This window comes from Pseudomonas sp. 31 R 17 (assembly GCF_900004915.1).
GTDB classification, from domain to species: domain Bacteria; phylum Pseudomonadota; class Gammaproteobacteria; order Pseudomonadales; family Pseudomonadaceae; genus Aquipseudomonas; species Aquipseudomonas orientalis_A.
Genome location: NZ_CVTN01000054.1, coordinates 1 through 25,643 on the forward strand (window position 1 = coordinate 1; position 25,643 = coordinate 25,643).

The 25,643-nt window shown below is 62.0% G+C and carries 23 protein-coding genes; 9 read left to right on the forward strand and 14 right to left on the reverse strand.

Annotation, left to right across the window (positions count from 1 at the left end):
- On the reverse strand, positions 1-5,981 hold a 5,981-nt coding region (locus BFP89_RS06440; RefSeq protein ID WP_141689048.1), incomplete at its 3' end, for a non-ribosomal peptide synthetase.
- Positions 5,982-6,189: 208 nt separating this feature from the next.
- On the opposite strand from BFP89_RS06440, the gene BFP89_RS06445 reads away from it, so the two are divergent.
- Together BFP89_RS06445 and BFP89_RS06450 are read left to right on the forward strand one after the other, a co-directional pair.
- A complete protein-coding gene (locus tag BFP89_RS06445; protein WP_057722035.1) occupies positions 6,190-6,441 on the forward strand; it encodes a type II toxin-antitoxin system HicA family toxin in 252 nt (83 codons plus the stop codon).
- On the forward strand, positions 6,438-6,791 hold the full coding sequence (locus BFP89_RS06450; RefSeq protein WP_065884693.1) for a type II toxin-antitoxin system HicB family antitoxin: 354 nt from the start codon (positions 6,438-6,440) through the stop codon (positions 6,789-6,791). The genes BFP89_RS06445 and BFP89_RS06450 overlap by 4 nt, the downstream gene beginning before the upstream one ends.
- Here BFP89_RS06450 and BFP89_RS06455 read toward each other — a convergent pair.
- From BFP89_RS06455 to BFP89_RS06485, 7 genes are all read right to left on the reverse strand, one after another.
- Entirely contained in the window at positions 6,770-7,963 is a 1,194-nt protein-coding gene (locus tag BFP89_RS06455; protein WP_065884694.1) for an MFS transporter, read from the reverse strand. The genes BFP89_RS06450 and BFP89_RS06455 overlap by 22 nt on opposite strands.
- A 40-nt stretch (positions 7,964-8,003) precedes the next feature.
- Complete coding sequence (locus tag BFP89_RS06460) at positions 8,004-9,359, reverse strand: MATE family efflux transporter (RefSeq protein ID WP_065884695.1); 1,356 nt, start codon at positions 9,357-9,359, stop codon at positions 8,004-8,006.
- 184 nt (positions 9,360-9,543) lie between these two features.
- On the reverse strand, positions 9,544-10,794 hold the full coding sequence (locus BFP89_RS28890) for a hypothetical protein (RefSeq protein ID WP_065884696.1): 1,251 nt from the start codon (positions 10,792-10,794) through the stop codon (positions 9,544-9,546).
- Positions 10,795-10,964: 170 nt separating this feature from the next.
- Entirely contained in the window at positions 10,965-11,435 is a 471-nt protein-coding gene (locus BFP89_RS06470; RefSeq protein WP_065884783.1) for a hypothetical protein, read from the reverse strand.
- A 117-nt stretch (positions 11,436-11,552) separates the two neighbouring features.
- Positions 11,553-12,368, reverse strand: coding sequence for an ammonia-dependent NAD(+) synthetase (nadE, locus tag BFP89_RS06475; protein WP_065884697.1), 816 nt, complete (start codon positions 12,366-12,368; stop codon positions 11,553-11,555).
- Position 12,369: 1 nt separating this feature from the next.
- A complete protein-coding gene (gene pncB, locus BFP89_RS06480) occupies positions 12,370-13,587 on the reverse strand; it encodes a nicotinate phosphoribosyltransferase (protein ID WP_065884698.1) in 1,218 nt (405 codons plus the stop codon).
- A gap of 11 nt (positions 13,588-13,598) precedes the next feature.
- Positions 13,599-14,246, reverse strand: coding sequence for a nicotinamidase (locus tag BFP89_RS06485; protein WP_065884699.1), 648 nt, complete (start codon positions 14,244-14,246; stop codon positions 13,599-13,601).
- Between the two features lie 145 nt (positions 14,247-14,391).
- Here BFP89_RS06485 and BFP89_RS06490 point away from each other — a divergent pair, with 145 nt between their 5' ends.
- Positions 14,392-15,084, forward strand: coding sequence for an NUDIX hydrolase (locus tag BFP89_RS06490; protein ID WP_065884700.1), 693 nt, complete (start codon positions 14,392-14,394; stop codon positions 15,082-15,084).
- Positions 15,085-15,151: 67 nt separating this feature from the next.
- Here the strand turns inward: BFP89_RS06490 and BFP89_RS06495 are convergent, their stop codons facing one another.
- Positions 15,152-15,925, reverse strand: a complete 774-nt coding sequence (locus BFP89_RS06495) for an L-iditol 2-dehydrogenase (protein WP_065884784.1) — start codon at positions 15,923-15,925, stop codon at positions 15,152-15,154.
- Between the two features lie 214 nt (positions 15,926-16,139).
- Here BFP89_RS06495 and BFP89_RS06500 point away from each other — a divergent pair, with 214 nt between their 5' ends.
- The 3 genes from BFP89_RS06500 to BFP89_RS06510 all read left to right on the forward strand — a co-directional run bounded on the left by BFP89_RS06500 (position 16,140) and on the right by BFP89_RS06510 (position 19,224).
- Positions 16,140-17,054: an AraC family transcriptional regulator gene (locus tag BFP89_RS06500; protein WP_065884701.1), complete on the forward strand. Its 915-nt coding sequence runs from the start codon at positions 16,140-16,142 to the stop codon at positions 17,052-17,054.
- 176 nt (positions 17,055-17,230) lie between these two features.
- On the forward strand, positions 17,231-18,181 hold the full coding sequence (locus tag BFP89_RS06505; protein WP_065884702.1) for a nucleoside-specific channel-forming protein Tsx: 951 nt from the start codon (positions 17,231-17,233) through the stop codon (positions 18,179-18,181).
- 14 nt (positions 18,182-18,195) lie between these two features.
- Positions 18,196-19,224 (forward strand): purine-nucleoside phosphorylase, encoded by a 1,029-nt coding sequence (locus tag BFP89_RS06510; RefSeq protein ID WP_065884703.1) that lies wholly within the window; start codon positions 18,196-18,198, stop codon positions 19,222-19,224.
- A 106-nt stretch (positions 19,225-19,330) separates the two neighbouring features.
- On the opposite strand, the gene BFP89_RS27135 is transcribed toward BFP89_RS06510, so the two are convergent.
- From BFP89_RS27135 to BFP89_RS06520, 3 genes are all read right to left on the reverse strand, one after another.
- Positions 19,331-19,504, reverse strand: coding sequence for a metallothionein (locus tag BFP89_RS27135; protein WP_083203250.1), 174 nt, complete (start codon positions 19,502-19,504; stop codon positions 19,331-19,333).
- 89 nt (positions 19,505-19,593) lie between these two features.
- Positions 19,594-20,049, reverse strand: a complete 456-nt coding sequence (locus BFP89_RS06515) for a DMT family transporter (RefSeq protein ID WP_065884704.1) — start codon at positions 20,047-20,049, stop codon at positions 19,594-19,596.
- 4 nt (positions 20,050-20,053) lie between these two features.
- Complete coding sequence (locus BFP89_RS06520) at positions 20,054-20,542, reverse strand: DMT family transporter (RefSeq protein WP_065884705.1); 489 nt, start codon at positions 20,540-20,542, stop codon at positions 20,054-20,056.
- 115 nt (positions 20,543-20,657) lie between these two features.
- Between BFP89_RS06520 and BFP89_RS06525 the strand changes: the two genes are divergently transcribed.
- The 3 genes from BFP89_RS06525 to BFP89_RS06535 all read left to right on the forward strand — a co-directional run bounded on the left by BFP89_RS06525 (position 20,658) and on the right by BFP89_RS06535 (position 22,464).
- A complete protein-coding gene (locus BFP89_RS06525) occupies positions 20,658-21,590 on the forward strand; it encodes a LysR family transcriptional regulator (RefSeq protein ID WP_065884706.1) in 933 nt (310 codons plus the stop codon).
- A 140-nt stretch (positions 21,591-21,730) separates the two neighbouring features.
- The gene (locus BFP89_RS06530; protein WP_256097326.1) at positions 21,731-22,090 is read left to right on the forward strand and encodes a type II toxin-antitoxin system Phd/YefM family antitoxin; all 360 of its coding nucleotides are present in this window, start codon (positions 21,731-21,733) and stop codon (positions 22,088-22,090) included.
- Positions 22,087-22,464, forward strand: a complete 378-nt coding sequence (locus BFP89_RS06535; protein WP_065884708.1) for a type II toxin-antitoxin system VapC family toxin — start codon at positions 22,087-22,089, stop codon at positions 22,462-22,464. Before BFP89_RS06530 ends, BFP89_RS06535 begins: the two co-directional genes overlap by 4 nt.
- Positions 22,465-22,491: 27 nt before the next feature.
- On the opposite strand, the gene BFP89_RS06540 is transcribed toward BFP89_RS06535, so the two are convergent.
- On the reverse strand, positions 22,492-23,811 hold the full coding sequence (locus BFP89_RS06540) for an Nramp family divalent metal transporter (protein ID WP_065884709.1): 1,320 nt from the start codon (positions 23,809-23,811) through the stop codon (positions 22,492-22,494).
- A gap of 38 nt (positions 23,812-23,849) precedes the next feature.
- Positions 23,850-25,406 carry a DUF726 domain-containing protein gene (locus BFP89_RS06545; RefSeq protein ID WP_065884710.1) on the reverse strand — a complete coding sequence of 519 codons (1,557 nt, stop codon included), beginning with the start codon at positions 25,404-25,406 and terminating at the stop codon, positions 23,850-23,852.
- Between the last annotated feature and the right edge of the window lie 237 nt (positions 25,407-25,643).

A 25,643-nucleotide genomic window follows, 5' to 3' on the forward strand; every position in this document is an offset into this window, starting at 1 on the left:
TGGGCCGCGATGCGCTCATGGGCGTGTTGATGACCTCCGGCGGTCGCCGGCAACTGGCTGAGGGCAAGCACGTCGCGCTGCGCGGTGGCGTCGAGCAGGCGCAGATTGCCCAGGGGGACGTGAGCGTCGGCCAACAGTTGCGCCAGCAGATGGTGCAGGTTGTCGCCCAGCCGCGTGACCTGAGACTGGCTGAATTGCGCGCGGTCGTAGCTGAACTCCAGGCGCAGGCCGGTGCCCAGTTCGATGCCAAGGGTCAATGGGTAATGGGTGCGCTCATGGTTATGCAGCGGCCCGAAGGTCAGGCCGGCCGGCGCGCCCTGTTTCAGCGCTTCGGCCACCGGGAAGTTTTCAAACACCAGCAGCGTGTCGAACAGCGCGGCGCCTTGCTGGCCGGCCCAGCCCTGGATGTCATAGAGCGGCACATGCTCGTGATCGCGCAGGCTGAGGTTCTGCGCCTGCAACTGGCTGAACCAACTGGCGGCGGATTGCGCCGGCGAGGCGGCGCTGATGATCGGCAAGGTATTGATGAACAGGCCCAACTGCTGCTCGATCCCCGGCAACGGCGCGGAACGTCCCGCCACTGTGGCGCCGAAGGCCACGCACGCCTGCCCGGTGTAGCGTTGCAGCAGCAGGCTCCAGGCACCCTGCAACAGCGTGTTGAGGGTCACTTTATGCTGGCGGGCGAACTCACCGAGGCGCTGGGTGAAGTCACTGTCCAGCACGACGTGATGCTCTGCAGTCCCCGTACCGTCAACCGGCGTGCGCAGCGCCTGGGCCAACCGGGTCGGCGCCGGCAATGGCGCCAGTTCGGCTTTCCAGAATGCTTCGCCGTTGCCTTGCCGTTGCAGCCAGCCCAGGTAATCGCGAAATTGCCCGAGCGGTGCGGGCACGGCCTGGCCTGCATAATGAGCAAGCACTTCGCCGAGCAACTGGGCGTTGCTCCAGCCATCCATCAGGATGTGGTGGCTGGTGAAAATCAGCTGCCAGGTCGTGCCCGCGCCACGCACCAGCATCAGACGAAACAGCGGCGCGGCATTGAGTTCGAAGCCGCGCTCACGCTCGGCATTGGCCAGTGCATCGAAATCGGCGCGGGGGTCTTCAATCACTTGCAGTTGCAGGTCGACCTGGCGGCGAATCACTTGATGCGCGCTGTCCAGGCCCAGCCAATGGAAGCTGCTGCGCAGGATGTCGTGACGGTCCAGCGCGGCCTGCCAGGCGCGCCCGAACGCAAGCAGGTCGAGGCCGTCGATGTCCAGGCGCAGCTGGTTGATATAGGCCTGGGCCTCGGGTTCCAACAGCGTGTGGAACAGCATGCCCTGCTGCATCGGCGACAAGGGGTAAAGGTCTGCGATGGCCGGCCCGGCCACCGGCAATGCATCCAGTTGTGCCTGGGTGACGCGTGCCAGGGGGAAATCCGATGGCGTGACCTGCCCGGCCGGCGTGGCGCAGCAATGTTCGATCAGGGCCTTGAGTTCAGCGGCGTATTCATCCGCCAGGCGCTGGATGGTCGAGGGTTCGAACATCTCGCGACTGAAGCCCCACTGCAAGGCCAACTCACCGCCATACACCTGCCCTTCCACCGTCAGCCAGTTGGCCAGCGGCGCCTCGGGGTCCTGAGCCTGGCCACTGCCCTCGCCGGCCGGTACGAACAGCGCCGACTCATCGAACTGGCGGTCGAACTGGCCCAGATAGTTGAAGGTGATGCGTGGCGCGGCCAGCCCGGCCAGGGATTCGCGCACTTGCGGCGCGCCGAGGTAGCGCAGCAGGCCATAGCCCAGGCCCTTGTCGGGGACGGCGCGCAGTTGCTCCTTGACCGCCTTGATTGCACCGGACAGCTCGCCATCGGCTTGCAGGCGCACTGGAAACAGGCTGGTGAACCAGCCGACGGTGCGGGTCAGGTCGATGCCATCGAACAGGTCTTCGCGACCGTGCCCTTCCAGCTGGATCAGCGCGGCGGGTTGACCGCTCCAACGGCTGACCACCCGTGCCAGGGCGGTGAGCAACAGGTCATTGACCTGGGTGCGATAGGCCGCCGGCGCCTCTTGCAGCAACTGGCGCGTGTGCTCGGCATCGAGGCGCGTTTCAAGCTTGGCGCCCAGGCGATTTTGCAGGCCGCCCTCGGGGCGATCGCAGGGCAACTCGGCATCGATGGATTGCGCCTGCCAGTACGGCAGTTGGTGATCGAGGGCCTGCGCGTGGTCTTGCAGGCGCTGCGCCCAGTGCTGGTAGGCGCTGGTCTTTGCCGGCAATGCCTGTTCGCGATAAGCCTGTTGCAGGTCTTCCAGCAGGATGCGCCAGGACACGCCGTCCACCACCAAATGGTGCACCACCAACAGCAAGCGCTGGGTACCGTCGGCCATGTCGACCAGGGCGGCGCGCAGCAGCGGGCCGTGCTCCAGGTCCAGGCTGCGCTGGGCCTCATCGCACAGCGCGGCGAATTCGGCGTCGCTGCCGGCACGGGCCTGCCACAACACCGATGCGCCGACCTGCGCGGCGTGATGCTGTTGCCAACCCTCGGCCTGCGCCACGAAGCGCAGACGCAGGGCATCGTGATGCCGGATCAATTGCATCACCGCCGCATCAAGTCGAGAGAACTCCAGCGTCTCACGCGGCGTCAGCAGCAATGACTGGTTCCAGTGGTGACGCGCCGGGATGGCCTGGGCGAAAAAGCCCTGCTGCACCGGTGTCAGGATGACCTCACCGCTGACCGGGCCTTGATCGATCGCATTGATCTCATCGAAGCTCGCCACCAGCGCCAGGCTGCGCACGCTCTGGTATTGGAACAGGTCGCGCGGGCTGAGGCGGATACCGGCCTGACGGGCACGGCTGACCACCTGGATGGAAATGATCGAATCGCCGCCCAGCTCGAAAAAATTATCGTCCAGGCCTACGGCCTCGATGCCTAGCACACTGCTCCAGATCGCGGCCAAGGCTTGTTGCAGGGCGTTTTCAGGCGCGGCGAAAGCCTGCTGCGGCGCAGCATCCGGCAGTGGCAGCGCCTTGCGATCGAGCTTGCCGTTGGCGGTCACCGGCAGCGTGGCCAGGGTGATGAAATGGGTCGGTACCATGTATTCCGGCAGGCTGTGGAGCAGCCAGGCCTTGAGGTCGCCGACGGCCTCGCTTTCAAGGACCAGATAGGCCACCAGCTGCTTGCCGCCGTGTACCAGGACCACTGCCTCGCGCACCTGCGGGTGCTGCATCAGGCGCGTTTCGATCTCGCCCAGTTCGATGCGCAAGCCACGCAGCTTGACCTGGTGGTCGAGGCGGCCGAGGTATTCGATCACCCCATCGGCGCGCTGACGCACCCGGTCGCCGGTACGGTACAGGCGCTCACCGGCCACGAAGGGGCTCGGCACAAAGCGCTCGGCGGTCAGCGCCGGGCGGCGATGGTAGCTGCGCGCCAGACCGGTGCCGCCCAGGTACAGCTCACCCGCAACACCGGCCGGTACCGGGTTGAGCTGGGCATCGAGCACGTAGGTGCCGAGGTTGGCGATCGGCCGGCCAATCGGCACGCTGTCGGCACCTTCGTCGATGCAGGTCCAGTGGGTCACGTCGATCGCGGCTTCGGTCGGGCCGTAGAGGTTGTACAAGGCCGCATTCGCCAGCCTGGCGAATACCTGGCGCTGCGCGTCCAACGGCAAGGCTTCGCCGCTGCAGACAATGCGCTTGAGGCTGGCGCAGGCGCCTACGCCTGGCTCATGGATGAACGCCTGCAACATGGACGGCACGAAATGCAGGGTGGTGATGGCGTGCCGCTCGATGGTCTCGATCAGGCGGGCCGGTTCACGGTGCTCTCCCGGTGCGGCGACCACCAGGCGCGCGCCGGTCATCAGCGGCCAGAAAAACTCCCACACCGAAACGTCGAAGCTGAACGGCGTTTTCTGCAGCACCGCGTCGCTGGCATCGAGTGCGTAGGCCTGCTGCATCCAGCACAGGCGGTTGACCAGCGCACGATGGCTGTTACCGGCGCCCTTGGGCTTGCCGGTGGAGCCGGAGGTGTAGATCACATAGGCCAGGTTCAACCCATGGAGGGTGACGTTTGGCGACTCGCTGCTGTAGGCGTCGAGCCAGTCGGCGGGCTGGTCCAGGGCTATCACCTGGATGCCTGCGGTCGGCAGTCGCGCCAACAGGCTTTGCTGGCTGAGCAGCAGCGTGATGCCGCTGTCGTCGATCATGTAGGCCAGGCGCTCCTCGGGGTATTCCGGGTCCAGCGGGACGTAGGCGCCGCCCGCCTTGAGAATGGCCAACAGGCCCACGACCATGTCGATGGAACGCTCGACACAGATCCCCACCAGCACGTCCGGGCCGACGCCTCGCTCGCGCAATGCATGGGCTAACCGATTGGCGCGCGCGTCAAGCTGGGCATAGCTCAGGGTGACCTCACCGAATACCAGCGCCGGCGCATCCGGCGTGCGTTGGGCCTGGTCTTCAATCAGGTGATGGATCGCGCGTTCGGTCGGGTACGGCGCGGCGGTGTGGTTCCAGGCCTTGACCAGCACCTGCTGCTCGTCAGCGCCCAGCATCGGCAACTCGCCGATGCGCTGTTCAGCGTCCGCCACCATCGCCTGCAACAGGCTGATCCAATGGCGGGCCATGCGCTGGATGGAAGGCGCGTCGAACAGGTCGTTGGCGTATGTCAGCGCGGCATGCAGGGTGCCTGACTTTTCGTAGGTGTCGAGGGTAAGGTCGAACTGCGTGGTGCGGCCTTGCCACTCCACCAGGGCCAGTTCCAGGCCGGAGGCGGTGCTGACGGAGGCGATGTCCGCCACCACCGGCTGATGGTTGTACATCACCTGGAACAGCGGCGTATGACTCAGGCTACGCTCGACTTTCAAGGCTTCCACCAAGCGTTCGAACGGCAATTCCTGATGCGCCTGGGCACCCAGGGCGTGTTCCTTGATGCCTTGCAGCAGTTCGGCGACGCGGGTTTGTCCGGTCAGTTCGGTGCGCAGCACCTGGGTATTGACGAAGAAACCGATCAGCCCTTCGACTTCAGTGCGATTGCGGTTGGCGATGGGCACGCCGACGCGTATATCACCCTGGCCCGTGTAGCGATGCAGCAGCACATTGAACGCGCCGAGCAGCAGCATGAACAAGGTGACGTTGTGCGTTTGCGCGCACGTGCGCAATTGCGCGGCCAGCGCCGGGTCGATTTCGAAGGTATGGCGCGTGCCCTGGTAGCTGGGCATGGCCGGGCGTGGACGGTCGGTCGGCAGCTCCAGCACCGGGTGTTCATCGCCCAGGCGCGCCTGCCAGTATTGCAGCTGGCGCGCCTGCTCGCCGGCTTCCAGCCAGCGGCGCTGCCAGAGGGCGTAGTCGCTGTACTGGATCGCCAGCGCCGGCAATTGCGGCGCCTCGTTGCGCTCATGGGCATCGTAAAAACGAATGAATTCGTCGATCAACACATTCATCGACCAGCCGTCGGAGACGATGTGGTGCAAGGTCAGCAGCAACACGTGCTCGTGTGCATCGAGCTTGAGCAGTTGCACGCGCAGCAGCGGGCCGTGTTCCAGGTCGAACGGCAACAGCGACTGACGCGTTGCCGCCGCGTTGACGGCCTGCTCACGGTCAGCGGGGGCCAGGTTACTGAGGTCCAGGTGCTCGACTACCCCTGACGGTTCGATTGGAACCTGGGCCAGCCGCTCATCCGCCTGGCGCTGAAACACCGTGCGCAAGGTTTCGTGGCGCGCCACCAGGCTGGCGAACGCCTGGTCCAGGGCGTCCAGGCTCAGCGCACCCTTCAAGCGTACGGCGCCGGGCAGGTTATAGGCGCCGCTGGCCGGGTCCAACTGCCACAGAAACCACATGCGCTGCTGCGCGTAGGACAGCGCCTGGCGGTCCTCTGCCTCCACCCCTGCCGGAATCGGAAACCGGGAAAAATCCACGCCTTCTTTCTGCAGGGCCTGCAGGAACACTTGGCGCTTTTCCAGGGGCAACCCGATAAACCGGCGAGCAAGTTTCAAGGAGTCTTCAGCATTCATTTGTTGGAGTCCGGAGCAATAGGCAGGAAGCACAAAGGCACGTCGTCCCTATAAAACGAACCGGAGAGGGAAAAATTAGCGCGGAATGGGGGCTGCAGGCGCGGTGTCATCAAGGGTTACATCAATCTCGGGAAAGCCACACCAGGCCGAGCTAGCATTGACGCACACCACTTTTTGCAACTACATTTAGTTACACGCAGGGAACGCCGTGTCCAAAAATGAAAAGCTGCTCGCCAAACTGCTCAATGAGCACATGGCATTCACCTGGTCCGAGCTCGTAACGTTGTTGCGCCGACTGGGCTACACACAGATTGAAGGGGCTGGAAGCCGGGTCAAATTCGATATCGGCGACCCCAGTGCACTGATTACCCTGCACAAGCCTCACCCCGGCAACGAACTGAAACACTACATTCGGCGCCAAATCATCGAACAATTGAAATCAGGAGAACTGATTCAGTGAACAACCAGCTCAAACACAAAGGCTACATCGGCTCCATCGAAGCCAGCCTCGAAGACAACTGCCTGTTCGGCAAAATCCTGTTCATCAAGGCGTTGGTGAGCTACGAAGGCAAAACCGTCGCCGAGTTGGACGCGGCTTTCAAGGAGGCGGTGGACGATTACCTGGCAACCTGCCAAGCCCTCGGGCAAACGCCGGAAAAGCCTTGCAAGGGCTCCTTCAACGTACGCGTGGGTCATGATCTGCATTTGGCGGCAGCGCTGGCGGCGACCCGCAAGAAAGTGACGTTGAACGATCTGACACGGCAGGCGCTGAATGAGTTTTTACAACATCATTGCCCGGCGATTGGCTGACTGCCCAACCGCCGATACCCCAGCACGGCCGAACCCAACACCACCAACCCCGCCGCCAGCGCCACCCAGAACCCGCTGGCGGCGCCGGAGTGGTCAATCATCCAGCCCGAGCTGGCTGCGCCAATCGCCACACCGATGCTCAGGCCGGTGATCAGCCAGGTCATGCCTTCAGTGAGGCGGCTCGGTGGGACCACTTGCTCCACCAGCGCCATGGACACGATCAGGGTCGGGGCGAAGAACAGGCCGGAGATAAAGATCGCCACGGCCAGGCCCGGAATATCGGTCACCCACAGCAACGGCAAGGTGGTCAACGCCGTGGCCACGCCGCAGAACAGAAACTGCCGGGGCAACGAGGCCTTGAGCTTGAGCGTGCCGAAAGCCAGGCCGGCCAGGCAGGAGCCGATGGCGTAGACCGACAGCACGATACTCGCCGCGGCGGGTTGACCCTGATGCTGGGCAAAGGCGACGCTGACCACATCCACCACCCCGACAATTACACCCATGGCCAGCAACAGGGTCATCAGGATCAGCACCGAAGGCGAGGCGATCAGCCAGCGTCCATGGTGGTCGTGGCGTGGGTGCACCGGCGGCTCGGTCTCGCGTTGCAGCACGAACGTGGTCACGCCCACGGCCAGCAACAGCGCCGCCACCAAAGGCCCGGCCTCGGCAAACAGCACCACGCTCAGACCGACGGAAATGGGCGGGCCGATGATAAAGCACACCTCATCGAGCACCGACTCCAGGGCGAACGCGGTTTGCAGCCTGGGCTGGCCGCGGTACAACTCGGTCCAGCGCGCTCGCACCATGGCCGACATGTTGGGCATGCAACCGGCCAGCGCGGCGAACAGGAACAACGTCCAGTTCGGCGCCTGCACACGCGTGCACAGCAGCACCATCAACAACGCGCCCCCACCGATCAGCGCGGCGAGGGGCAGCACCCTGCCCTGGCCGTATCGATCCACCAGACGCGACACCTGCGGCGCACAAAATGCCGTGGCCAACGCGAACACCGCCGCCACCGAGCCCGCCAGGCCATAACCGCCATGCACCTGCGAGAGCATGGTGATCAGGCCGATACCGGTCATGGAGATCGGCATGCGTGCCAGCATGCCCGCCAGGACAAAAGCGCGAGCACCGGGAACCTGGAACAACGCGGCGTAGGGATTTGCCATTGATAAAGCGCCTTCTGTCCTTAGGTGGGGCAACCTTGTATCACACCAGCCGCTTGATCTGCTTATGCCGCCATACCAGGCGGTAATAGGCTGTCTGCAACACCAGCATCGCCAGGTAAGTCACCGGAAACGCCATCCACACCCCTTCCAGGCCAAAGTGCGCATTGAACAGGTACGCCACCGGCAATTCCACGCACAGCACACAGAAAATCGAGATGGCGACCGGCATCAGCACCACGCCGCTGGCGCGCATGATCCCGCCGATCACGGCCTGGAAGCCGAACACCAGGATGCTCCACAGCATGATATGCAACAGGTGCTCGGCGTTGACGCGCGCGGCGGCGTCGGTGATGAACAGACCCAGCAGCCAATGCGACAACCCATAGCCGAGCACGATCAGGCCACCGGTGAGGCCAGTATTGATCAACAGCCCGGTGCGCAGGATCGGTCCGATGCGCTCCAGGCGCCCGGCACCAATGGCCTGCGCGCCCAGGATCGAGGCGGTGATGGCAATCGACAGCGCCGGAAACTGCACGTAATTGACGATCTGCGTCACCGCGCCGTACGCCGCCGTTGCCTGGGAACCATGGCCGTTGACCAGCGCCAGGATGACCAATTCGGACAACGACAACACCACCATCTGCAAGCCGGTAGGCAAACCGATGCGCAGGACCTTGCCGAGGATCACCCGGTCCAGGCGCAGGGCTGCGAGCATGTCGCGATCCGGCGCCATCACATGGTGCTTGTGGCGCAGGCGCAGAATCAGGAACAGCATCGCCAGGGCATTCCCCGCCAGCCCGGCGTACGCCGCACTCTGGATACCCATGGGCGGCAGGCCGATCCAACCGCGGATCAGCGCCGGCGTCAGCAACAAGCCCACCAGGGTCGATACCATCAGCGCCAACAACGGCGAAACCGTGTCGCTGACGCCGCGCAGCAGCTGGGTATAGAGGATAAATACCAACAGCAGCGGCATGATCAGCATCATCACCTGGGCGTAGCCCACCGCATCGTCCAGCACGTCGACGGGGGTTCCCAGGGCCTGCAGCGCGGGGCGCGCAAACAGCCCACCCAGTACGGCCGCGAGCAGGCCTATCAGAGCGCCAAGGGTCAGCGTGGCGCCGGTGATCACCTTGACCAAGCCTGTCTCCCCGGCGCCCCAGGCCTGGCCGATCAGCACCGAGGCGCCGGCACCCAGGCCAATTACCAGGGCGATGAAGAAAAACACGATGGGGAACATGCCCGATACCGCCGCCAGCGCGTGGGTACCGAGCATCTGCCCGACATAGATACCGTTGAGCGTACCGGAGAAGCTTTGCAGAAAATTGGAGAGCACCATCGGTGCCAGAAAGAACAGGTAAACCTGCCACAACGGTCGTTGCTGGGTGACTTCCATGATGGTTTGGGCCCCTGGGTGGCAGTGGAGTGGTCAATCGCTTGAGGCTGTTGGCGCTGAACCGCCAATGGTACGCCGAGATCGATGGACCACTCCAGAGGGCAGGTAGTTGCGTGCAACGAGGCAGGTGCCAGGGGCGGCTGCTATCCGTTTGCCGGAAAGCAGCCTTTGATAGCCGCAAATATTACCCGCCGGCGGATACGGAGAAGTTACCCGCATACGCGCTGGCGTAGGGTTTGCCTGGCGCACGGGAGGATTGCTGGTCGATCATGTGGTCGATGTTGACCATATCAAAGCGTTGGTCTTCAGCGCCCGGCTTGCCCTCCTCCCGAATGCCGATATCCAGCTCACGCAACAAGCCAGGACGATTGAGCAATTCCAGGGCCACTTCACGCGCTTGCGGACTGAAGGTTCGTGTGGACGGGGCAAGACCCGCCGCCTCTTTCAGCTCATTGACATTGACGTACTTGTCATCCGCACCGGCGGTAAACTGTCTGAAATTATTTTTGACGGCATGCAGCAGCCCTTCGTCGCTCATCGTCCTGAATGTATTCGATGCATCCCCCAGGTCCTGCCGGGAGATACTGCCGTCAAGCACGCCACTGCGGCCTTGGTCCAGTGTCTTGAACAGTTGCCCTCGCTCCATCAATTCCTGCGCGACAGCAGTATCGGCCGCACTGATGGGCCGTCCATCCAGGGTATGTCCCGATGCAGCGGCGCTCAGCGACTCGTCCGTGATGCTACCTCGTGAGGGATCTTGCAGGGCACCGAAATGGGAAAGCACCTTGGCCGAGAACGCCTCGTCACTGTCATTGGCATAGGGTCGACCTGCGGCCATCATCGGGCTCCATGGCTGGTTACCTTGCACGCCCATATAGGACGGGGGCTGCGTCGCCTGCCAGCCTTGCATGCCTTGCGGCCCACCGAATGCAGGTTGCGCGTTGAACTGAGGAGAGCATTGCTGATTTATTCTCTGCTGTTGCATCGCGCCGTTATTCCCCCCGGCGAACCGATTGCCTGACAGTGGGGAATAGCCGCCTGCCTCCTGCTGAGACAACTGACCGATAGCCAGTTGCATATCCTCGCGGTTAATCAGGCCATCTTCCTGAGCGTCGTTTTGAACACCGTCAAACAGGCTTGCGAGACCGGGCCGACCCAATATATCCCTGGCCAGCAACGTCATCTGGTCATCATGACCGCCCATCCCCAATGGGCGATTGGCCACATCAGCCAGCGACTCTCGAGACGCGAACGAACTGCCAGGCGATCTGAAATATTCGAAGTTTTGCAGCAGCATGTCTGCAACGGCCGAGTGGGAATAATTGCTGGTCATTACGCCAGGCATATTCGCCGTCGCATTACCCGCTGGCGGAAATTCGTGGTTCTGCACGGGCGGAGGCGAATAGAACGGTTGGTTTAAGTAAGGATTCATCATGGCAACACCTCATGTCTTGGACGTAACAACGGCCTGGCCAAACACACAAGCGCTCGGTTCAGCTGCCTGTTGGTGGCAACTGAAACAGTGCAGTTCCAAACCAACATAGGGTTTTCGCATCAGGATTGGGCTACCCACCAAACGCCTGCGAGGGCTGGCGAAGTGCAGGGTCAAACAGAGCGGTCTGCGCGCCGATCACCGCCGCCGTGGCGCTGAACACGTAGCTTGAACAGCGAGTGACGCATCTCGCGGTGGCGTTCGCTATTGAGCAGCAGCAATCCGCACAGCGGACATACGACACCCAACGAATAGGCCAGGGTGTGGGGATGGTACTGAAGCGTCGGTACCACCAGCATCAGACACATCGCAAAATAGCCTGCCAGGACAACACCCGCCCAATGCCGACCGCACACCATCATGACATTGGAAAACACGGCAACAGTCGCCAATGCGACAAGACTCCACCCGGACATCTGCGCTTTGAGCGACGGGTCGAACCGGCGCAGATAGGTCGCATCATCCAATACCGTCACCAGGAGGCCTGACAAAATCGCCATGGCCGTCGTGCCGAGAAGCACTGGCAGGTTGCGGCGCAACACCCTGGCAACTGAATCACTCGCTCTCAATACGCTGGAAGCCATTCCCATGATCCTGAACTCATTGATAGCCCAGAGCGTAAAGAATCCTCATCCTTCAATAATGTAGGAAAAATTCCATTTCACGGCGAGACACTTCCTGATATGGCTTGCAGCCCGCGCCTACTGCGGGGCAATCGGCAGCGCACGTTTATGCGCTGTCTTGCCATACGCCGCCTCGACAATCGCCCTCACCCGCTCGCTCACCGGTTCGCCCATCAAGTACGCATCGATCTCGGCGTACGAGCAACCGTAGGCGTCCTCATCGAGTTTCCCCGGTGCCAGTTCTTCAAGATCGGCAGTCGGCGGCTTTTGCGCCAGTTTTGCCGGGGCACCGAGTGCGGTGGCAAGCAGGCGCACCTGGGATTTGGTCAGGCCAGACAACGGCGCCAGGTCGCAGGCGCCGTCGCCGAATTTAGTGAAGAACCCCATCAGCGCTTCAGCCGCCTGGTCGGTGCCGACCACCAGGCCATTGTGCAGGTTGGCGAGTGCATACTGCGCGATCATGCGCGCGCGGGCCTTGACATTGCCCTTGATGAAATCGCGTTGTGCGGCACTGGCTTGCGCAGCGGCCAGGCTGGCCATCAGGCCGTCGACACTGGCGGCAATGTCCAGGGTGTCGACATGGTCCGGCAGGATAAAATCCAGGGAGGCCTGGGCATCGTGTTCGTCGCCCTGGGTTTTGTAGGGCAGACGCATGGCGATAAAGCGCGCGGCGTAGTCTTCGTCGCGCAGTTGCTGCACCGCCAACTGGCACAGGCGGCCTGCGAGCAATGAGTCGACACCGCCGCTGATACCCAGCACCAGCGCCTTGCAGCCAGAAGCGCGCAACACGCCCTTGATGAAATCGATGCGTCGTTGAATTTCCCGGGCCTCGCCACCTGCGACCAGCAAGCGGTCTACGTTCAACTCACGGGCGATGCGTTCTTGAGTGTGCATGTCATACCTCCACGCTACCAACGTTGAATACCTGTGCTGCGTACTGCAGGAACGACGGGTCTTCGCAGACGTTTTTCACCGGGTCATCGGAAAATTTCACCACCGGCTCGCCGTGTACCCGCACCAGCTTCATCACGATACTCAGTGGCTCCACGCCGTCCACATCGCAGGCGAGGCTGGTGCCCATGCCGAAGCCGAACCTGGCCTTGCCGCGGATATGCCGCAGGATCGGCAGGCATTTTTCGAAATTCAGACCATCGGAGAACATAAGGTCTTTGGTCATCGGGTCGATACCGAGCGCCTTGTATCTGGCCAGCACTTTGTCCGCCCACACGATGGGGTCCCCGGAGTCCTGGCGCAGGCCGTCGTAGAGCTTGGCGAAGTACAGATCGAAATCCTTGAGGAAGAAATCGGTGCTGATGCAGTCGGTCAGTGCCATGCCAAGACGGCCGCGGTACTCGCGCACCCAGTTTTCCAGTGCGGCGTTCTGGCTTTCGCGCAGGCGCCCCAGTTGCTGGTGCACCATCAGCCATTGGTGGGCCATGGTGCCGATCAGCGGCAAGTCGAATTCATAGGCCAGGTGGGCGTTGCTGGTGCCGAGGAACTGGCCGGGGAAGTCGCGGCGCATGATGTCCACCACTTCGCGCTGGGCCTTGAATGACAGGCGCCGCCGCGTGGAAAAGTCGGAGACGCGCAGGTCGGCCAGTTCGTCGCGGCTGAGGTTTTTCTCCAGCCAGTCGAACTTCTGGTAGAGCTTGCGGGTGACGTCTTCGAGGGTGACGTCGGGGTACTTGTCGCGGTTGCGCAGCTCGCTGACCAGCGCCAGTACCGGTTGCTCGAACATGATGCAGTGCAGCATCGGGCCGATCACCCGGATGTTCAATTGCCCGTCCACTTCACTGACGTGGATATAACGCAGGTTGAAGCGAAACAGCCCGAGGAAGCGCTCGTAATCCGGCGTGAGGTATTCGCGAAAGCGCGGGTTGAACAGGAAGCGCAGCTCGCCTTCACGCATCTGCAGGCCGGCCAGCTTTTCCAGCTCGGCGCGCAGCTGCGGGATCAGACGGCCGAGTTTTTCCCTGGAGCGGACGATGAAGTTGTACTCCACATCCACATTGGGGTGCTGGTGCAGCACCGCCTGCATCATGGTGAAGGTGTAGTAATCAGTGTCGAGCAAGCCCTGGATGACCGGGGACTCGGTGTCATAGGCGCTTTCCATGGTGGATCTCCTTAACGCGTGGCCATCGCGGCCAGTTCTTCGCGGGTGCGGCTGATGGCGGCACCGGCCTTGAGCAATTCGTTGACGGCCTGCACGCCGCCCTCTTCAGTGATCCCTCGACACGCCGGCAGGTGCAGCACCACCTGCAGCCCGGCCTTGAGCAGTTGCAGGGCGGTGGTCTTGACGCAGTAGTCCAGGGCCAGGCCACCGACGAGCACGCGGGCGATACCCTGGGCCTTGAGGTATTCAATGACGCCGGTCGACAGTTTGTCGTGCAGGTCGTGGTAGCAGGCGCCGTAGGGGTGCAGGTCGGGTTCGACGCCCTTCCAGACGAAGTAGTCGTAGTCATAGGGGCTGGGCAATTCAGCCAGCAAGGTGAAGCCCTCGGTACCCGGCACGCAGTGGCTGACCCAGGTGACATCGGCGTGAGCCAGGCCGGTAGGTTGCAGCATCTGGCTGTGCTGCTCGACCACCCAGGGCGCCTGCGGGCTGTGGGCGTCCTTGCTGCCGATACGGCGCCCGGCGAGGCTGGCCATGTAGTTGAGTTCGGCACCGATCAGGTCTCCTCCGGCTACGGGCAGTTCGTCGGGGCACAGCGGCGTGAAACTCTTCTGGGCATCCACATCGAATGAGGCAATGGCAGTTTTGGCGAGGGTCATGGTGATTCTCCGGTGGCCTGAAAACAACAGTACACGTCATGTACTTTCAAGGCAACAAGTATTTTCATGACTGCCTGAGCTCGAGTACATGACATATCTGTCCGAAGCGTTAGACTAGGTGCCTACGTTGTAAGAAGGACGTCACATGCCATTGAGCCCCTACCTGCACACCGTCGACTTGTGCGTACTGTGTTACTCCCGTGCCTGCGGGGAATTGAAGCTGTTGCTCAACAAGCGCGATGCCGAGCCCTTTGCCGGACACTGGGCATTGCCGGGTGTGGTGGTCAATGGCGATGTGCAGGACCTGAGCCTGCAGGATGCGGTGGAGCGACTTCGCTCCAGTGACAAGGTCGGCCTCGATCTGGTCTGGAACGAACAGGTGGGCACCGTGGGCGATGCGTTTCGCGACCCGCGCTGCTGGTCATCGTCCACTTACTACCTGGCGATCGTGGCCGAAGAAGTCGCGCTGGGCGGCCATCAGGCCTGGTATTCGTTGAGTGCGGTAGCCGATGGCAGTATCAAGTTACCGTTTGATCACAACAGCCTTGTGGCGGCCGTGCAGGAGCGATTGTTTTCCAAATCGCTGTACAGCAGCCTGCCGTTGATGTTCCTGGGGCGTGAGTTCAGCGCACCGGAGGCGACTACGATTTTTTCTTTGGTGCTCGCCCGGCCGGTGCTCAAGACCAGTATCCGCCAGCGCTTGCTGAAACTGACCGAGGCCGGGTATCTGCGTGAAACCGGGCGCAAAAAGCAGGGTGAAGGCGGCCGGCCCCAGGCGACGGTGGACATGTTGAAGCCAGGAGAGATCTACTTCTTTGATCGCAGCTTTGCCGAGTAACCGAACAACGAATATCGACGGGTTGGTGCTGGTTGTCCGTGCCCACCGGGTTGATCGGTGCACGGCACTAGCTCATCCAATTACCGCCATCGACGTTGTAGGTCTGCGCGACGACATAATCAGCCTCTTTCGACGCCAGGAAGATCGCCATGCCGGTCAGGTCTTCAGCCGTGCCCATGCGTCCGTAAGGCACCTCGTCCCCTACCCGTTTCTTCTTCTCGCCCGGCGCCAGGCCTTCATGCCGGGCGAACAGTGCATCCACCCCATCCCAGTGCTCACCGTCCACCACGCCCGGGGCGATGGCATTGACGTTGATGCCCTGCCTGATCAGGTTCAACCCCGCCGATTGCGTCAGGCTGATCACCGCCGCCTTGGTCGCGCAATACACCGCCACCAGCGCCTCGCCGCGCCGCCCGGCCTGGCTGGCCATGTTGATGATCTTGCCGCCGTGGCCCTGGCGGATCATCTGCCGCGCGGCGGCCTGCAAGGTAAACAGCGTACCGGCGACGTTGATCGAAAATAACCGCTCATAGCTGTCGCGGGTGATCTCGACGATGGGTGCCAGGTCGAAGAGTGCCGCGTTATTGATCAGAATATCCAGCTTGCCGGCGTGGGCGACCACGGCGGCAATGGCTGCGTCAATGGAGGCCTGGTCGGTGACGTCCATTGCCACCGCGTAAGCCTGGGGGCCCAGTTCGGCAGCGGTCTGCTCGGCGCGCTGCAGGTTGATATCGGCAATGGCGACCGTGGCGCCTTCGTGAATATAAGCCTGGGCAAACGCGCGACCAATGCCGCGCGCCGATCCGGTGATCAGCGCGCTCTTACCTTCAAGTCGTTTCATGGCGGTGTCCTTTGCAATCATGTCGGATTCCTGCACGGCTGATTACAGCAGTTGGAGCCGACCTCTCACAAACGCACCGCACACGCTCGACCGGTACTTTTTTAACCGACCTCAAGCGTGCAAAAAAGTATCAGTGCCCGATAGCACCGTGGGTAGCGCCGAGCCTGCCAAGGCGCGTATTTTGGCGGTTATCCAACGCACAAGAGGCAGCCCCATGCCCATCCGCGCTCCCCTGTTCGAGCAACGCCGCGCCGAACGTGAAGTGATCCTGCCCGAACCGCAGCACTGCTTTCGCTGGTTCGAGCATGACTACCCGATTGACTTGGCGCGCTGGAACCACCACCCCGAATTCGAAATCCACCTGATCCGCCACGGCGGCGGCAAGCTGGTGGCGGGCGACTATATCGGTGCATTCGGTGCCGGGCATGTCGCGCTGATCGGTCCCGACCTGCCCCACGACTGGATTGGCGACCTGGCACCCGGCGAGTACCAGCGCGGCCGTGACGTGGTGCTGCAATTCGACGGTGCCGCCCTCCTTGCCCTGCGCGAGGCCCTGCCGGAACTTGGCGACCTGCAGCCGCTGTTTGAACAGGCGCGACGCGGCCTGGAGTTCAAGCACGAAACAGCGGCGCAGGCGGCGCGGCTGATGGAAGCCATCGGCAACGCCCAGGGCCTGCAACGCCTGGTGCTGTTCCTGCAACTGCTCGACACCCTCAAGAACGCCCCGCCCCGACAGATCAAGGTCCTGGCCAGCCCGCGCTACGCACCGACCCTGGACCCGCGCAGCGCCGACCGTATCAACCAGGCCTTCGACTACCTCATGCGTGAATTGAGCGGCGAGGTGCGCGTGTCGGATATCGCCCGCCAGCTGGAAATGAGCGAACCAGGCTTCTCGCGCTTTTTCAAACGCAATACCGGCCATGGTTTTATCGAACTGATGCGCAAATTTCGCGTGCAGCGCGCCTGCCGGCTATTGCTGCAAAGCGACAGGTCGGTGGCGGACATCTGTTTTGAAGTGGGCTACGCCAACCTGTCCAACTTCAACCGGCATTTTCGGATCGAGATGAACCAGACGCCCAGTGAATATCGGCGTGAGACCGGCCTGCAGGCGGTCAGTCACCTCGGCTGAATGACACCCTGTCATTTTCTGATCAAAGAGACGGATATTTCCGCCTTTTCTCAGTCGATTCAGACCATTGACGAAAGTTGGTACAGCCTGTGCAAACGTTTGCGGAACCAACCTGGTCGCCAGGTTCACCCTGCCCGAGCAATCGGGTTCAAACCGCGTACGAATAGGGATTTTCAATGCACCCCACCTCAACGCCTCGTGCTTGCCTTGGTGTTTCCTTGCTACTGGCCGCCGTTACGGGACTACTCAGTGCACCCATTTTGGCGCACGACCAACCTTCGGATGACTCGGCACAGGGCGAAACCCTCAGCCCCGAGGCCAGCCCGCCGGCGAAAAAAGGCGCTTACCTGTCGGAATGGTTCAACCAGGACCTCACGCTGATCGGCAGCAAGGACATCAGCTTCGGTCCCAAGCCCCAGGATGACGTCTACCTGGAATACGAGTATTTCGGCCGCAAGGGGCCGTTCGAGCTGTACGGCTACATCGACGTGCCAAAGATCCTCGGCATCGGTAACAGTAACGACAAAGGCGCGTGGGACCACGGCTCGCCCGTGTTCATGGAACATGAGCCGCGTATCTCCATCGACTACCTGGCCGGTCGCAGCCTGGCGATCGGGCCGTTCAAGGAATGGTATGTGGCGTTCGACTGGATCTACGACCACGGCAGCAACAAAGAGAATCGCGCCAATACCCTGTACAGCGGCCTTGGCACCGACATCGACACCCACTCGCGGGTCAACCTGTCGGCCAACTTCTACGGGCGCTACCAGTGGGAAAACTACGGCGCCAGCAATGAATATTCCTGGGACGGCTACCGCGCGCAGATGAAATACATCGTGCCCATCGGCAAATTCGACAACGGCGCCTCGCTGACCTACATCGGTTTTACCAACTACGATTTCGGCTCGGACCTGCACAAGGACAACCCGGCGCGCACCGCCAATTCCCTGGTGGCCACCAATGTACTGCTGTACTCGTTCACCCACCTGCGCTTCACCCTGGTCGGCCGTTACTTTCATAACGGCGGCAACTGGGAGGATGGCAGCGAGTTGAATTTCGGCGAAGGCAACTTTCGCGCTCGCTCCGACGGCTGGGGTTACTACGCCGGCGTGGGTTACCAATTCTGATCAAGGAGCTGCAGATGAAAACTTTTACCCGCCTCTCGATGGCCATCGGCCTCGCCCTGCTGCCCCACGTGGTGCTGGCGGACAGCGCTGCGCCGATCAAGCCCAAGGTAGTGCTGATCACCATGTTCGCCCCCGAGGCGCAAACCTGGATCGATCGCCTGGAGCTCAAACAGGAGGTACGCGTGCCCGGCTTGTCCGCCGAGTACCCGGCGATTCGCTGCAACACCCAGGACGTGTGCCTGCTGGTCACCGGCATGGGCCAGACCAACGCCGCCGCCTCCACCCTGGCACTGGCCCTGTCGCCCAGGTTCGACCTGCGCCAGAGCTATTTCCTGATCGCCGGGATTGCCGGTATCAGCCCCAGGCATGGCACCATCGGCACGGCCGCCTGGGCGCATTACCTGGTGGAATTCGGTACGCAGTGGGAGCTGGATTCCCGCGACGCGCCCAAGGACTGGCCGACGGGTTATATCGGCATCAACACCAAGGGGCCCAATGAAAAACCGCCGCTGGACTACAAGACCGAAGTCTTCGAGCTCAACCCAACGCTTCAGGCCAAGGCGTTTGCCTTGTCGCACAAGGTTGAGTTGACTGAAAGCAAGGAGTCCGCCGCCTGGCGCAAGCACTACCCTGCCGCCCCGGCCAATCAGCCGCCCCAGGTCACCCGCTGCGACACCCTGGCGGGCAATACCTGGTTCTCAGGCACCCGCCTGAGCGAACGCGCCGAGGTGTGGACCAAACTGCTTACGGACAACAAAGGCGAATACTGCACCACCCAGCAGGAAGATAACTCCACCTACGAAGCGCTGCTGCGCGCCAGCCGCGAAGGGCTGGTGGACATCCAGCGCCTGGCGGTGGTACGTGCAGGCTCCGACTTCGACCGCCCGTACCCGGGCTACAGCGAAGTGGACAACCTGCTCAAGTACGCCGACCAGGGTGGGTTTGTACCGGCGTTGGAGAACCTGTACCGCACGGGCAATCCGCTGGTACAGGCAATCCTGAACAACTGGTCGGCCTGGGAAAAAGGCGTTCCAGAGGCCTGATACAGATCCAACTGTGGGAGGGGGTTTGCTCCCGATGGCGGTGCATCAGCCATTACGTGATTGGCTGATCACCGCTACCGGGGCAATGGCCCGCCGATCAATCATCTCAGGCGTTGGCAGACGACTTGGCGCATTCGCAACCCGTTGCCGCCGCGCACGGCTCACCGTGCGCATGATGCTCGGCGCAGCCCTGGCAGCAGTAGCCCTTGCCGTCCTTCATTATCGCGTCGACGCCCAGTACGCATTTGCAGTGTGGGCAGGCACAGGTTTGATCCGGCATGGTCAGACTCCTTCTTCATGGTCGTCACGGCGCGGCGAATGCCACACCTTAAACAGTGACTCCAGGCACGGCGCCAAGGTTCAGCGCCGTCAGTCAGCCTGACGCGTATTGCTGCGATACATGAAAACCAGGGCCAGGGCCAGGCACAGCATCGCCACGATCCGGCTACCGGACAACTCGATCGCGGGGTTGCCCAGCCAGCCGAAGTTGTCGATCAGCATGCCCATGCCCAATTGCCCCACGATCACCGCTACCGTGGCAACCGCCGTACCCACCACCGGCACGGCGCCGACCATTACCATCATGTACACCACGCCGAACAGGGCACCGGTCAACTGCCACTTGGGCACCTCCAGCAAACTGACAGCCTGGGCGGGCTCAAAGAAAAAAATCAGCAGCGCGGTGGTGAGCGCACCGACCGCAAAGGTCAGCAGGCTGCTGCGCAACACCCCGACGGTCTGGCCCAGACGACCGTTGATGGCGGCCTGCACGCTCAATACCGCACCTGCGGCGACCACCACGACCAACAACACAATCAGATTCATCGCCTTACCCTCGTGCAATCAGAACAAGTGCCGCCACAATCAACGCCAGGGCAATCCAGCGCTCCACATTGACCCGCTTGCGCGCCGTGCCGAACCAACCGAAATGGTCGATCAGCACGCTCTTGCCCACTTGGCCGGAGAGGATCGCAATCATCGTCATGGCCACACCGATATGGGGCGTGGCCAGGGTCAGCACCACCACGTACATTGGCCCCAGGAAACCGCCGATCAACTGCCAGCGCGGCAGTTGCGTGAAAGCCGGGCCCTTTTGCGGGCCGCTGAACAACAACAGCAGAAACAGGATCGCCGAGCCGACGCCAAAGATGCTCAACGTGGCCCATAAATGCCCGACCTGCACCCCCAATGGCCCGAGCAAACCGGCCTCCACCGACAGGCCCATGCCTGCCAGGATGACCAACGGCAGCAACAGCAACCGAAGAATGTTGCGCTTCGGCCGCGACTGGGCCGTACCTTCGATAGAACCTGCCTGCATACATCACCCGCGCTTCAAGAAGAAAACAGGGGCGCATTATCCGGTGGTCGAGCTGTGCGATAAATGGCAGCATGCAGACAACACCTTTGCGCAAAACGCACAGACAGGAGCCACCATGCAAGGTTTGAACGAGTTGAGTTTCAAGGCGCTGCGCCTGTTCGTCGCGGTGCTGGACCAGGGCAGTTTTTCCGAGGTAGCGCGCCGCGAAGGCCTTGCGCCCTCCTCCATTTCGCGGCAGATCCAACTGATGGAGCAAGCCCTCGGCCAGCAGTTGCTGTACCGCCACACCCGCGCCGTGAGCCCCACCGAAGCCGGTCGTTTGCTCGGGCGGCATGCGCGGCTGATGCTCGAGCAACTGGAGACTGCCAGCCAGGCCCTGCAGGAGCAGGACAGCGAACCCAGCGGACTGGTGCGCATCAATGCGCCAATGGTGTTCGGCCAGCGCCACCTTTCGCCGTGGCTGGGGGAACTGTGCCGACGCTATCCGAAGCTGCAACTGGACATCCAGCAAACCGATACCTTCGTCGACCCGCTGCAGGACGGCACCGACCTGCTGTTTCGCATCGGCGTACTCAATGATTCCAGCATGCAGGCGCGGATCTTCGCGCCGCAACGCTTTCGCCTCGCCGCCAGCCCCGCCTACCTGGCGCGGCACGGCACGCCGCGCCATCCCGACGAACTGGTCAATCACCGATGCCTGGCCTACAAGGGCATCAAAGGCCAGGAGCGTTGGTTCTTGCGTCGCGACCAGGGCGACTGGAGCGCCTACAGCGTCAAGGGCCCGATTACCGGCAACCACGCCGACACCCTGACCCACGCCGCCGAGCAAGGCCTGGGGCTGGTGGTGTTTCCCTCCTGGCTGATCGGCGAGAGCCTGCGCGCGGGCACCTTGCAGGCGGTACTGACCGAATACGAGGTGGCAACCACCCTGGAGCCCCAGCAGATCGCGGCGTTATGGCCGGGCAGCCGCAGGCTGTCGCTCAAGGTGCGCACGGTGATTGATTATTTCGTGGAGTGTTTTGGGACGGTGCCGTATTGGGATCGGTGAGTTCCCCTGAACGTCGAACGGACATCTGTGAGGGGAATTCCTACGGAAAAATGTAGGCTCATTCTGTTTTTCCGGGCCAGCATTCCCTGGTACGCGGAGCTGCGGCAGACTCTCGGCGAAACCTATTTTGGAGTAATGCCATGGATGTCATGTACTGCAAACCGTCGCCCACTGAACGAGCGGCTTCAGCAGGTGGTTTAGCCATTTTTGATAGCTCACGTAGTTTTGGCTGTTTTTGGCCAAAACCCGGGGAAAACCAGATGACCATCATACCTTTGGGCGAGGCAAAAAATAATCTGTCGAAATGGGTCGATGAGGCTGCCGCCGGCAAAGTCATTACCATCGCCAAGCACGGGCGCGCAATGGCGCAGCTTGTTCCCATCGACAAGTCCAAGGCTCGGCGAATCGGTGCGATGAAAGGCAAGCTGGTGATCCCCCAGGACTTCGACGCGCCGCTGTCGAAAGACCTGCTGGATGCGTTCGAAGGTGCCCATTCATGAGGGTGCTGCTGGATACCCATATTCTGCTTTGGGCACTCAATGATGACCTGAGGTTATCCAGCAAAGCGCTCAGATTGATTGAAAATGCCGCCGATGTTTATGTAAGCGCGGCGACATTCTGGGAAATGGCCATCAAGGTCAGCATGGGGAAGCTCGATGTCGATCTGGACGAAATCCGTGACCACTGTCTGGAGAGCGGGTTTATCCAATTGCCGATCACCTCAGAGCACGCTATTGCGGTCAAGGAGCTCGAGCCACATCACAAAGATCCCTTCGATCGACTGATTGTCGCCACAGCAATCAGTGAACCCATGAAACTGTTGACCTCTGATCCGCAAGTTGCCCATTACAGCCCTCTCGCCATTCTGGTGTAGGTCATAGCCCAGCAGCAGACAGGTCACTCAGAACACCCACTGCCCGATCAACCAGGCATTCGCTCCACTGATCACTGCAAATAAAAACCATGCCAGTAATCGGGTGGGCAGGCGGTTAACGAATGGTCCCATCAGTTGCTTGTCGCCGGTCATGCGGATCAGCGGGTATAGCGCGAAGGGCAACTGCAGGCTCAGGACCACCTGGCTCAGAATCAGCAGCTTGCCGATGGCGTCGTCGCCCATCAGCCACACCCCAAGAAACGCCGGGATCAGCGCCAGCCCACGGGTGATCAGGCGGCGCTGCCAGCACGGGATGCGCAGGTTCAGGTAGCCCTCCATGATCACCTGCCCGGCGATCGTGCCGGTGAAGGTCGAACTCTGGCCGGAGGCCAGCAAGGCGATGCCGAACAGGATGCTGGCGAACGCGCCGCCCACCAGCGGGTCGAGCAGATGATAGGCGTCCTGAATCTCCACCACGTCGGTATGGCCGGTCTTGTGGAACGCTGCGGCGGCCAGCACCAGGATGGCCGCGTTGACCAGCAGGGCCAGGGCCAGCGAGCCGATGGTGTCGATGCGTGCCAGCTTGACCGCGTCCTGTTTGCTGGCCAGGTCCTTGCCGATCAGGCGGGTCTGCACAATGGAGGTGTGCAGGTAGAGGTTATGCGGCATCACGGTCGCACCGAGGATACCGATGGCCAGGTACAGCGGCGCGGCATCGCTGATGGCCGACAGGGATGGGGTGAAGCCACTGAACACGTCCGGCCAGTAGGGTTTGATCAACACCAGTTCGATGAAGAAACACACGCCAATGGTCGCAACCAGCGCCAGCATGATTGCTTCCAGTCGGCGGAAACCACGGTTCTGCAAGGCCAGGATCAACAACGTGTCGAAGGCGGTGATGACGATACCGGTGGTCAGCGACACACCGAGCAGCAGGTGAAACGCCAGGGCGCAGCCGAGCACCTCGGCGAGGTCGGTGGCGATGATGGAAACTTCCGCCAGCGCCCACTGTGTGCGTGCCGAGCGCTTGCTGTAGCGCTCGCGGCACAGTTGCGCCAGGTCCTTGCCGGTCGCGATACCCAGCCGCGAGCACAGGCACTGCACCGCCATCCCCGCGAGACTCGCCAGCAACACTACAAATAACAGGCTGTAGCCATAGCGCGACCCGGCTTCGATGGCGGTCGCCCAGTTGCCGGGGTCCATGTAGCCGATGGAGATCAACAGGCCGGGGCCGGCGAACATCAGGGCGCGCTTGAAAAACGACGCTTTGGGGTCAACGGCAACGGAGCCGGCCACTTCCGGCGGGCAGAAGGGGGCGGTAGCAATTTTCGGCAGGCTGAATTTCACGCGGTATCCCAGGCAAACACACAAGTCAGGGCGCCAGCTTAGCAGTCCGACGCGACCGTGCGCATCACCGTCTCCCGGGGCAGGTCAAACGTTTCAACCACTTGCACCACCAGGTCCAGTTCCTGATTCAGCGCCTCACGTTCCAGGCGCTGGCGAATCACGCCAACCACCAGCACCGCCAGGGTTGTGATCGAATAAGCCGGCCCGGAAAACGCCCGCACGCCGCTGACCAGCAACATCGCGGCCGCCACCGCCTGGCCCACCACCGGAATCGACGTGGCGGCACCGCGTCGCACAATAAACCCGGTAAGCCCGGCCAATGCGGTGCCGCTCAAGGCGGTGGTGGCCGAACGGCCAACGTTGAAACGCCTGAACAAGCCTTGCTCTTTGTGCATCGCGGCCTTGAGTTCGGCCTCGAACGCCTGGCGGTCGGCAGCGCTGAGTTTGTCCTGGTACTGCTCGATCAGCGTTTGCGCAACCTGCGCTTCGATATCCGCCAGGGCAACGCTGGCAACGGCATCGTCGAACTTGATGCCCAGGCGTTGCGCCACCGCTTCGGCGATCTGGCGATAGGCCACACCGTGACCACGGGCCAGGTTCATAAAGCTGTCGCCGCCCATGCGCTGCAACTCGATGGCGAGCTTGCGCGGTTCGCGCACTCCGGCATCAATCGAGGCACTGCGCTTTTGTGCCATCAACTCGGCGAGAAATTTCAACTCATCCGGTCGCGCCTGCATCAGGATCGGAAACAAGTCCGCATCCTCTTCGGCAAAGCGCACTTCACTGCTGCGCAGGTCGGCGCGGATCATGCCCCGGCGCTCCTGCAGCAGATCGGTGTACTGCACCACTGTTTTCAACTGCGGCCAGTAGGCGGCATGGTCGAAACTGGCCAGGTGAACATTGGTGACCTTGGCCTTCAGGGCTGGCGTCACTGCGATGGCATAGCGGCCAATGCAACGCTCGGTGTCCGGCTTCATCGCCAGTGCCCAGTCCTTGCTGGAGTGGCAATTGATCACCCGCCCCCTGAGCGGCGCCGTCACCGCCTCCCACGGGCTCGACGTACAAATCGCCCCGCCCATCAGCAACAGATTGTTCAACGGCAGTTCATGGGCGATTTCAGGGCTGGCCAGCACACTCTTGACCACGATCCGCGCCCCCAGAGAGTGACCGATGAGATTGATTTGCCGCACCTGGAGCGATTCGGCGTGCAGGTAGCTCGCCAGCTCGGGCAACAAGGTCCTGGCCACTTCATCGACACGCGCCTCGACACTTTTGTAATGGTCGAGAAAGTAAGCAATCGCCTTGCCCACCCCCACCGTCGCCGCGCCCAGGCCTCCCCCGCCAAGCATCGAGGCGATCACCTCCTTGAACGGCGCAAACAGGTTTTCCAGAAAGTGCCCCGCCGGCCAGAACAACATCAAGTTGGTCGAGCCTTCAATGCCCGCCAGTTGTTCCTTGAAGCCAGCCAACTGCTGCCGGCTGAAAAACGCCGAATAACCGTGAACATAGAGATTGAGCACGTCCCCCTGGGGCTCGCCACACAGTACAAACGTGGGCTTGCGGGTACGGTGCATTTCATCCCACTGGTGCTGCATGGGGCGGTGACTCCTGGTGACGAGGGAGGAGGATAGTATCAAAGGCCAGGGTTGAACGTCGTGCCGCAGGGGGAAAAGGCCTGAGCTGGCGCACTCTTTCTTGCATGAACCTGCACCGCAGCCACCCCACAAGACTGCGCCGATTATCCAGGTGGATGGACAGTCATGGCATAAATTCGGGATTTTGTTCGCGTATTGGCTGCTATAGCCTGGGTTCAGTCCTTTACCGAACCGAGG

Excerpts from the sequence above, each read along its gene's own strand:
- BFP89_RS06515 (WP_065884704.1), bottom strand. The coding sequence starts at position 20,049 with ATGAATCTGATTGTGTTGTTGGTCGTGGTGGTCGCCGCAGGTGCGGTA.
- BFP89_RS06490 (WP_065884700.1), top strand. The coding sequence starts at position 14,392 with ATGCCATTGAGCCCCTACCTGCACACCGTCGACTTGTGCGTACTGTGT.
- BFP89_RS06545 (WP_065884710.1), bottom strand. The coding sequence starts at position 25,406 with ATGCAGCACCAGTGGGATGAAATGCACCGTACCCGCAAGCCCACGTTT.
- BFP89_RS06470 (WP_065884783.1), bottom strand. The coding sequence starts at position 11,435 with ATGGCTTCCAGCGTATTGAGAGCGAGTGATTCAGTTGCCAGGGTGTTG.
- BFP89_RS06500 (WP_065884701.1), top strand. The coding sequence starts at position 16,140 with ATGCCCATCCGCGCTCCCCTGTTCGAGCAACGCCGCGCCGAACGTGAA.
- pncB (WP_065884698.1), bottom strand. The coding sequence starts at position 13,587 with ATGGAAAGCGCCTATGACACCGAGTCCCCGGTCATCCAGGGCTTGCTC.
- BFP89_RS06530 (WP_256097326.1), top strand. The coding sequence starts at position 21,731 with ATGGATGTCATGTACTGCAAACCGTCGCCCACTGAACGAGCGGCTTCA.
- BFP89_RS28890 (WP_065884696.1), bottom strand. The coding sequence starts at position 10,794 with ATGATGAATCCTTACTTAAACCAACCGTTCTATTCGCCTCCGCCCGTG.
- BFP89_RS06520 (WP_065884705.1), bottom strand. The coding sequence starts at position 20,542 with ATGCAGGCAGGTTCTATCGAAGGTACGGCCCAGTCGCGGCCGAAGCGC.
- nadE (WP_065884697.1), bottom strand. The coding sequence starts at position 12,368 with ATGCACACTCAAGAACGCATCGCCCGTGAGTTGAACGTAGACCGCTTG.
- BFP89_RS06485 (WP_065884699.1), bottom strand. The coding sequence starts at position 14,246 with ATGACCCTCGCCAAAACTGCCATTGCCTCATTCGATGTGGATGCCCAG.
- BFP89_RS06535 (WP_065884708.1), top strand. The coding sequence starts at position 22,087 with ATGAGGGTGCTGCTGGATACCCATATTCTGCTTTGGGCACTCAATGAT.
- BFP89_RS06525 (WP_065884706.1), top strand. The coding sequence starts at position 20,658 with ATGCAAGGTTTGAACGAGTTGAGTTTCAAGGCGCTGCGCCTGTTCGTC.
- BFP89_RS06495 (WP_065884784.1), bottom strand. The coding sequence starts at position 15,925 with ATGAAACGACTTGAAGGTAAGAGCGCGCTGATCACCGGATCGGCGCGC.
- BFP89_RS06505 (WP_065884702.1), top strand. The coding sequence starts at position 17,231 with ATGCACCCCACCTCAACGCCTCGTGCTTGCCTTGGTGTTTCCTTGCTA.
- BFP89_RS06510 (WP_065884703.1), top strand. The coding sequence starts at position 18,196 with ATGAAAACTTTTACCCGCCTCTCGATGGCCATCGGCCTCGCCCTGCTG.
- BFP89_RS06460 (WP_065884695.1), bottom strand. The coding sequence starts at position 9,359 with ATGGAAGTCACCCAGCAACGACCGTTGTGGCAGGTTTACCTGTTCTTT.
- BFP89_RS27135 (WP_083203250.1), bottom strand. The coding sequence starts at position 19,504 with ATGCCGGATCAAACCTGTGCCTGCCCACACTGCAAATGCGTACTGGGC.
- BFP89_RS06455 (WP_065884694.1), bottom strand. The coding sequence starts at position 7,963 with ATGGCAAATCCCTACGCCGCGTTGTTCCAGGTTCCCGGTGCTCGCGCT.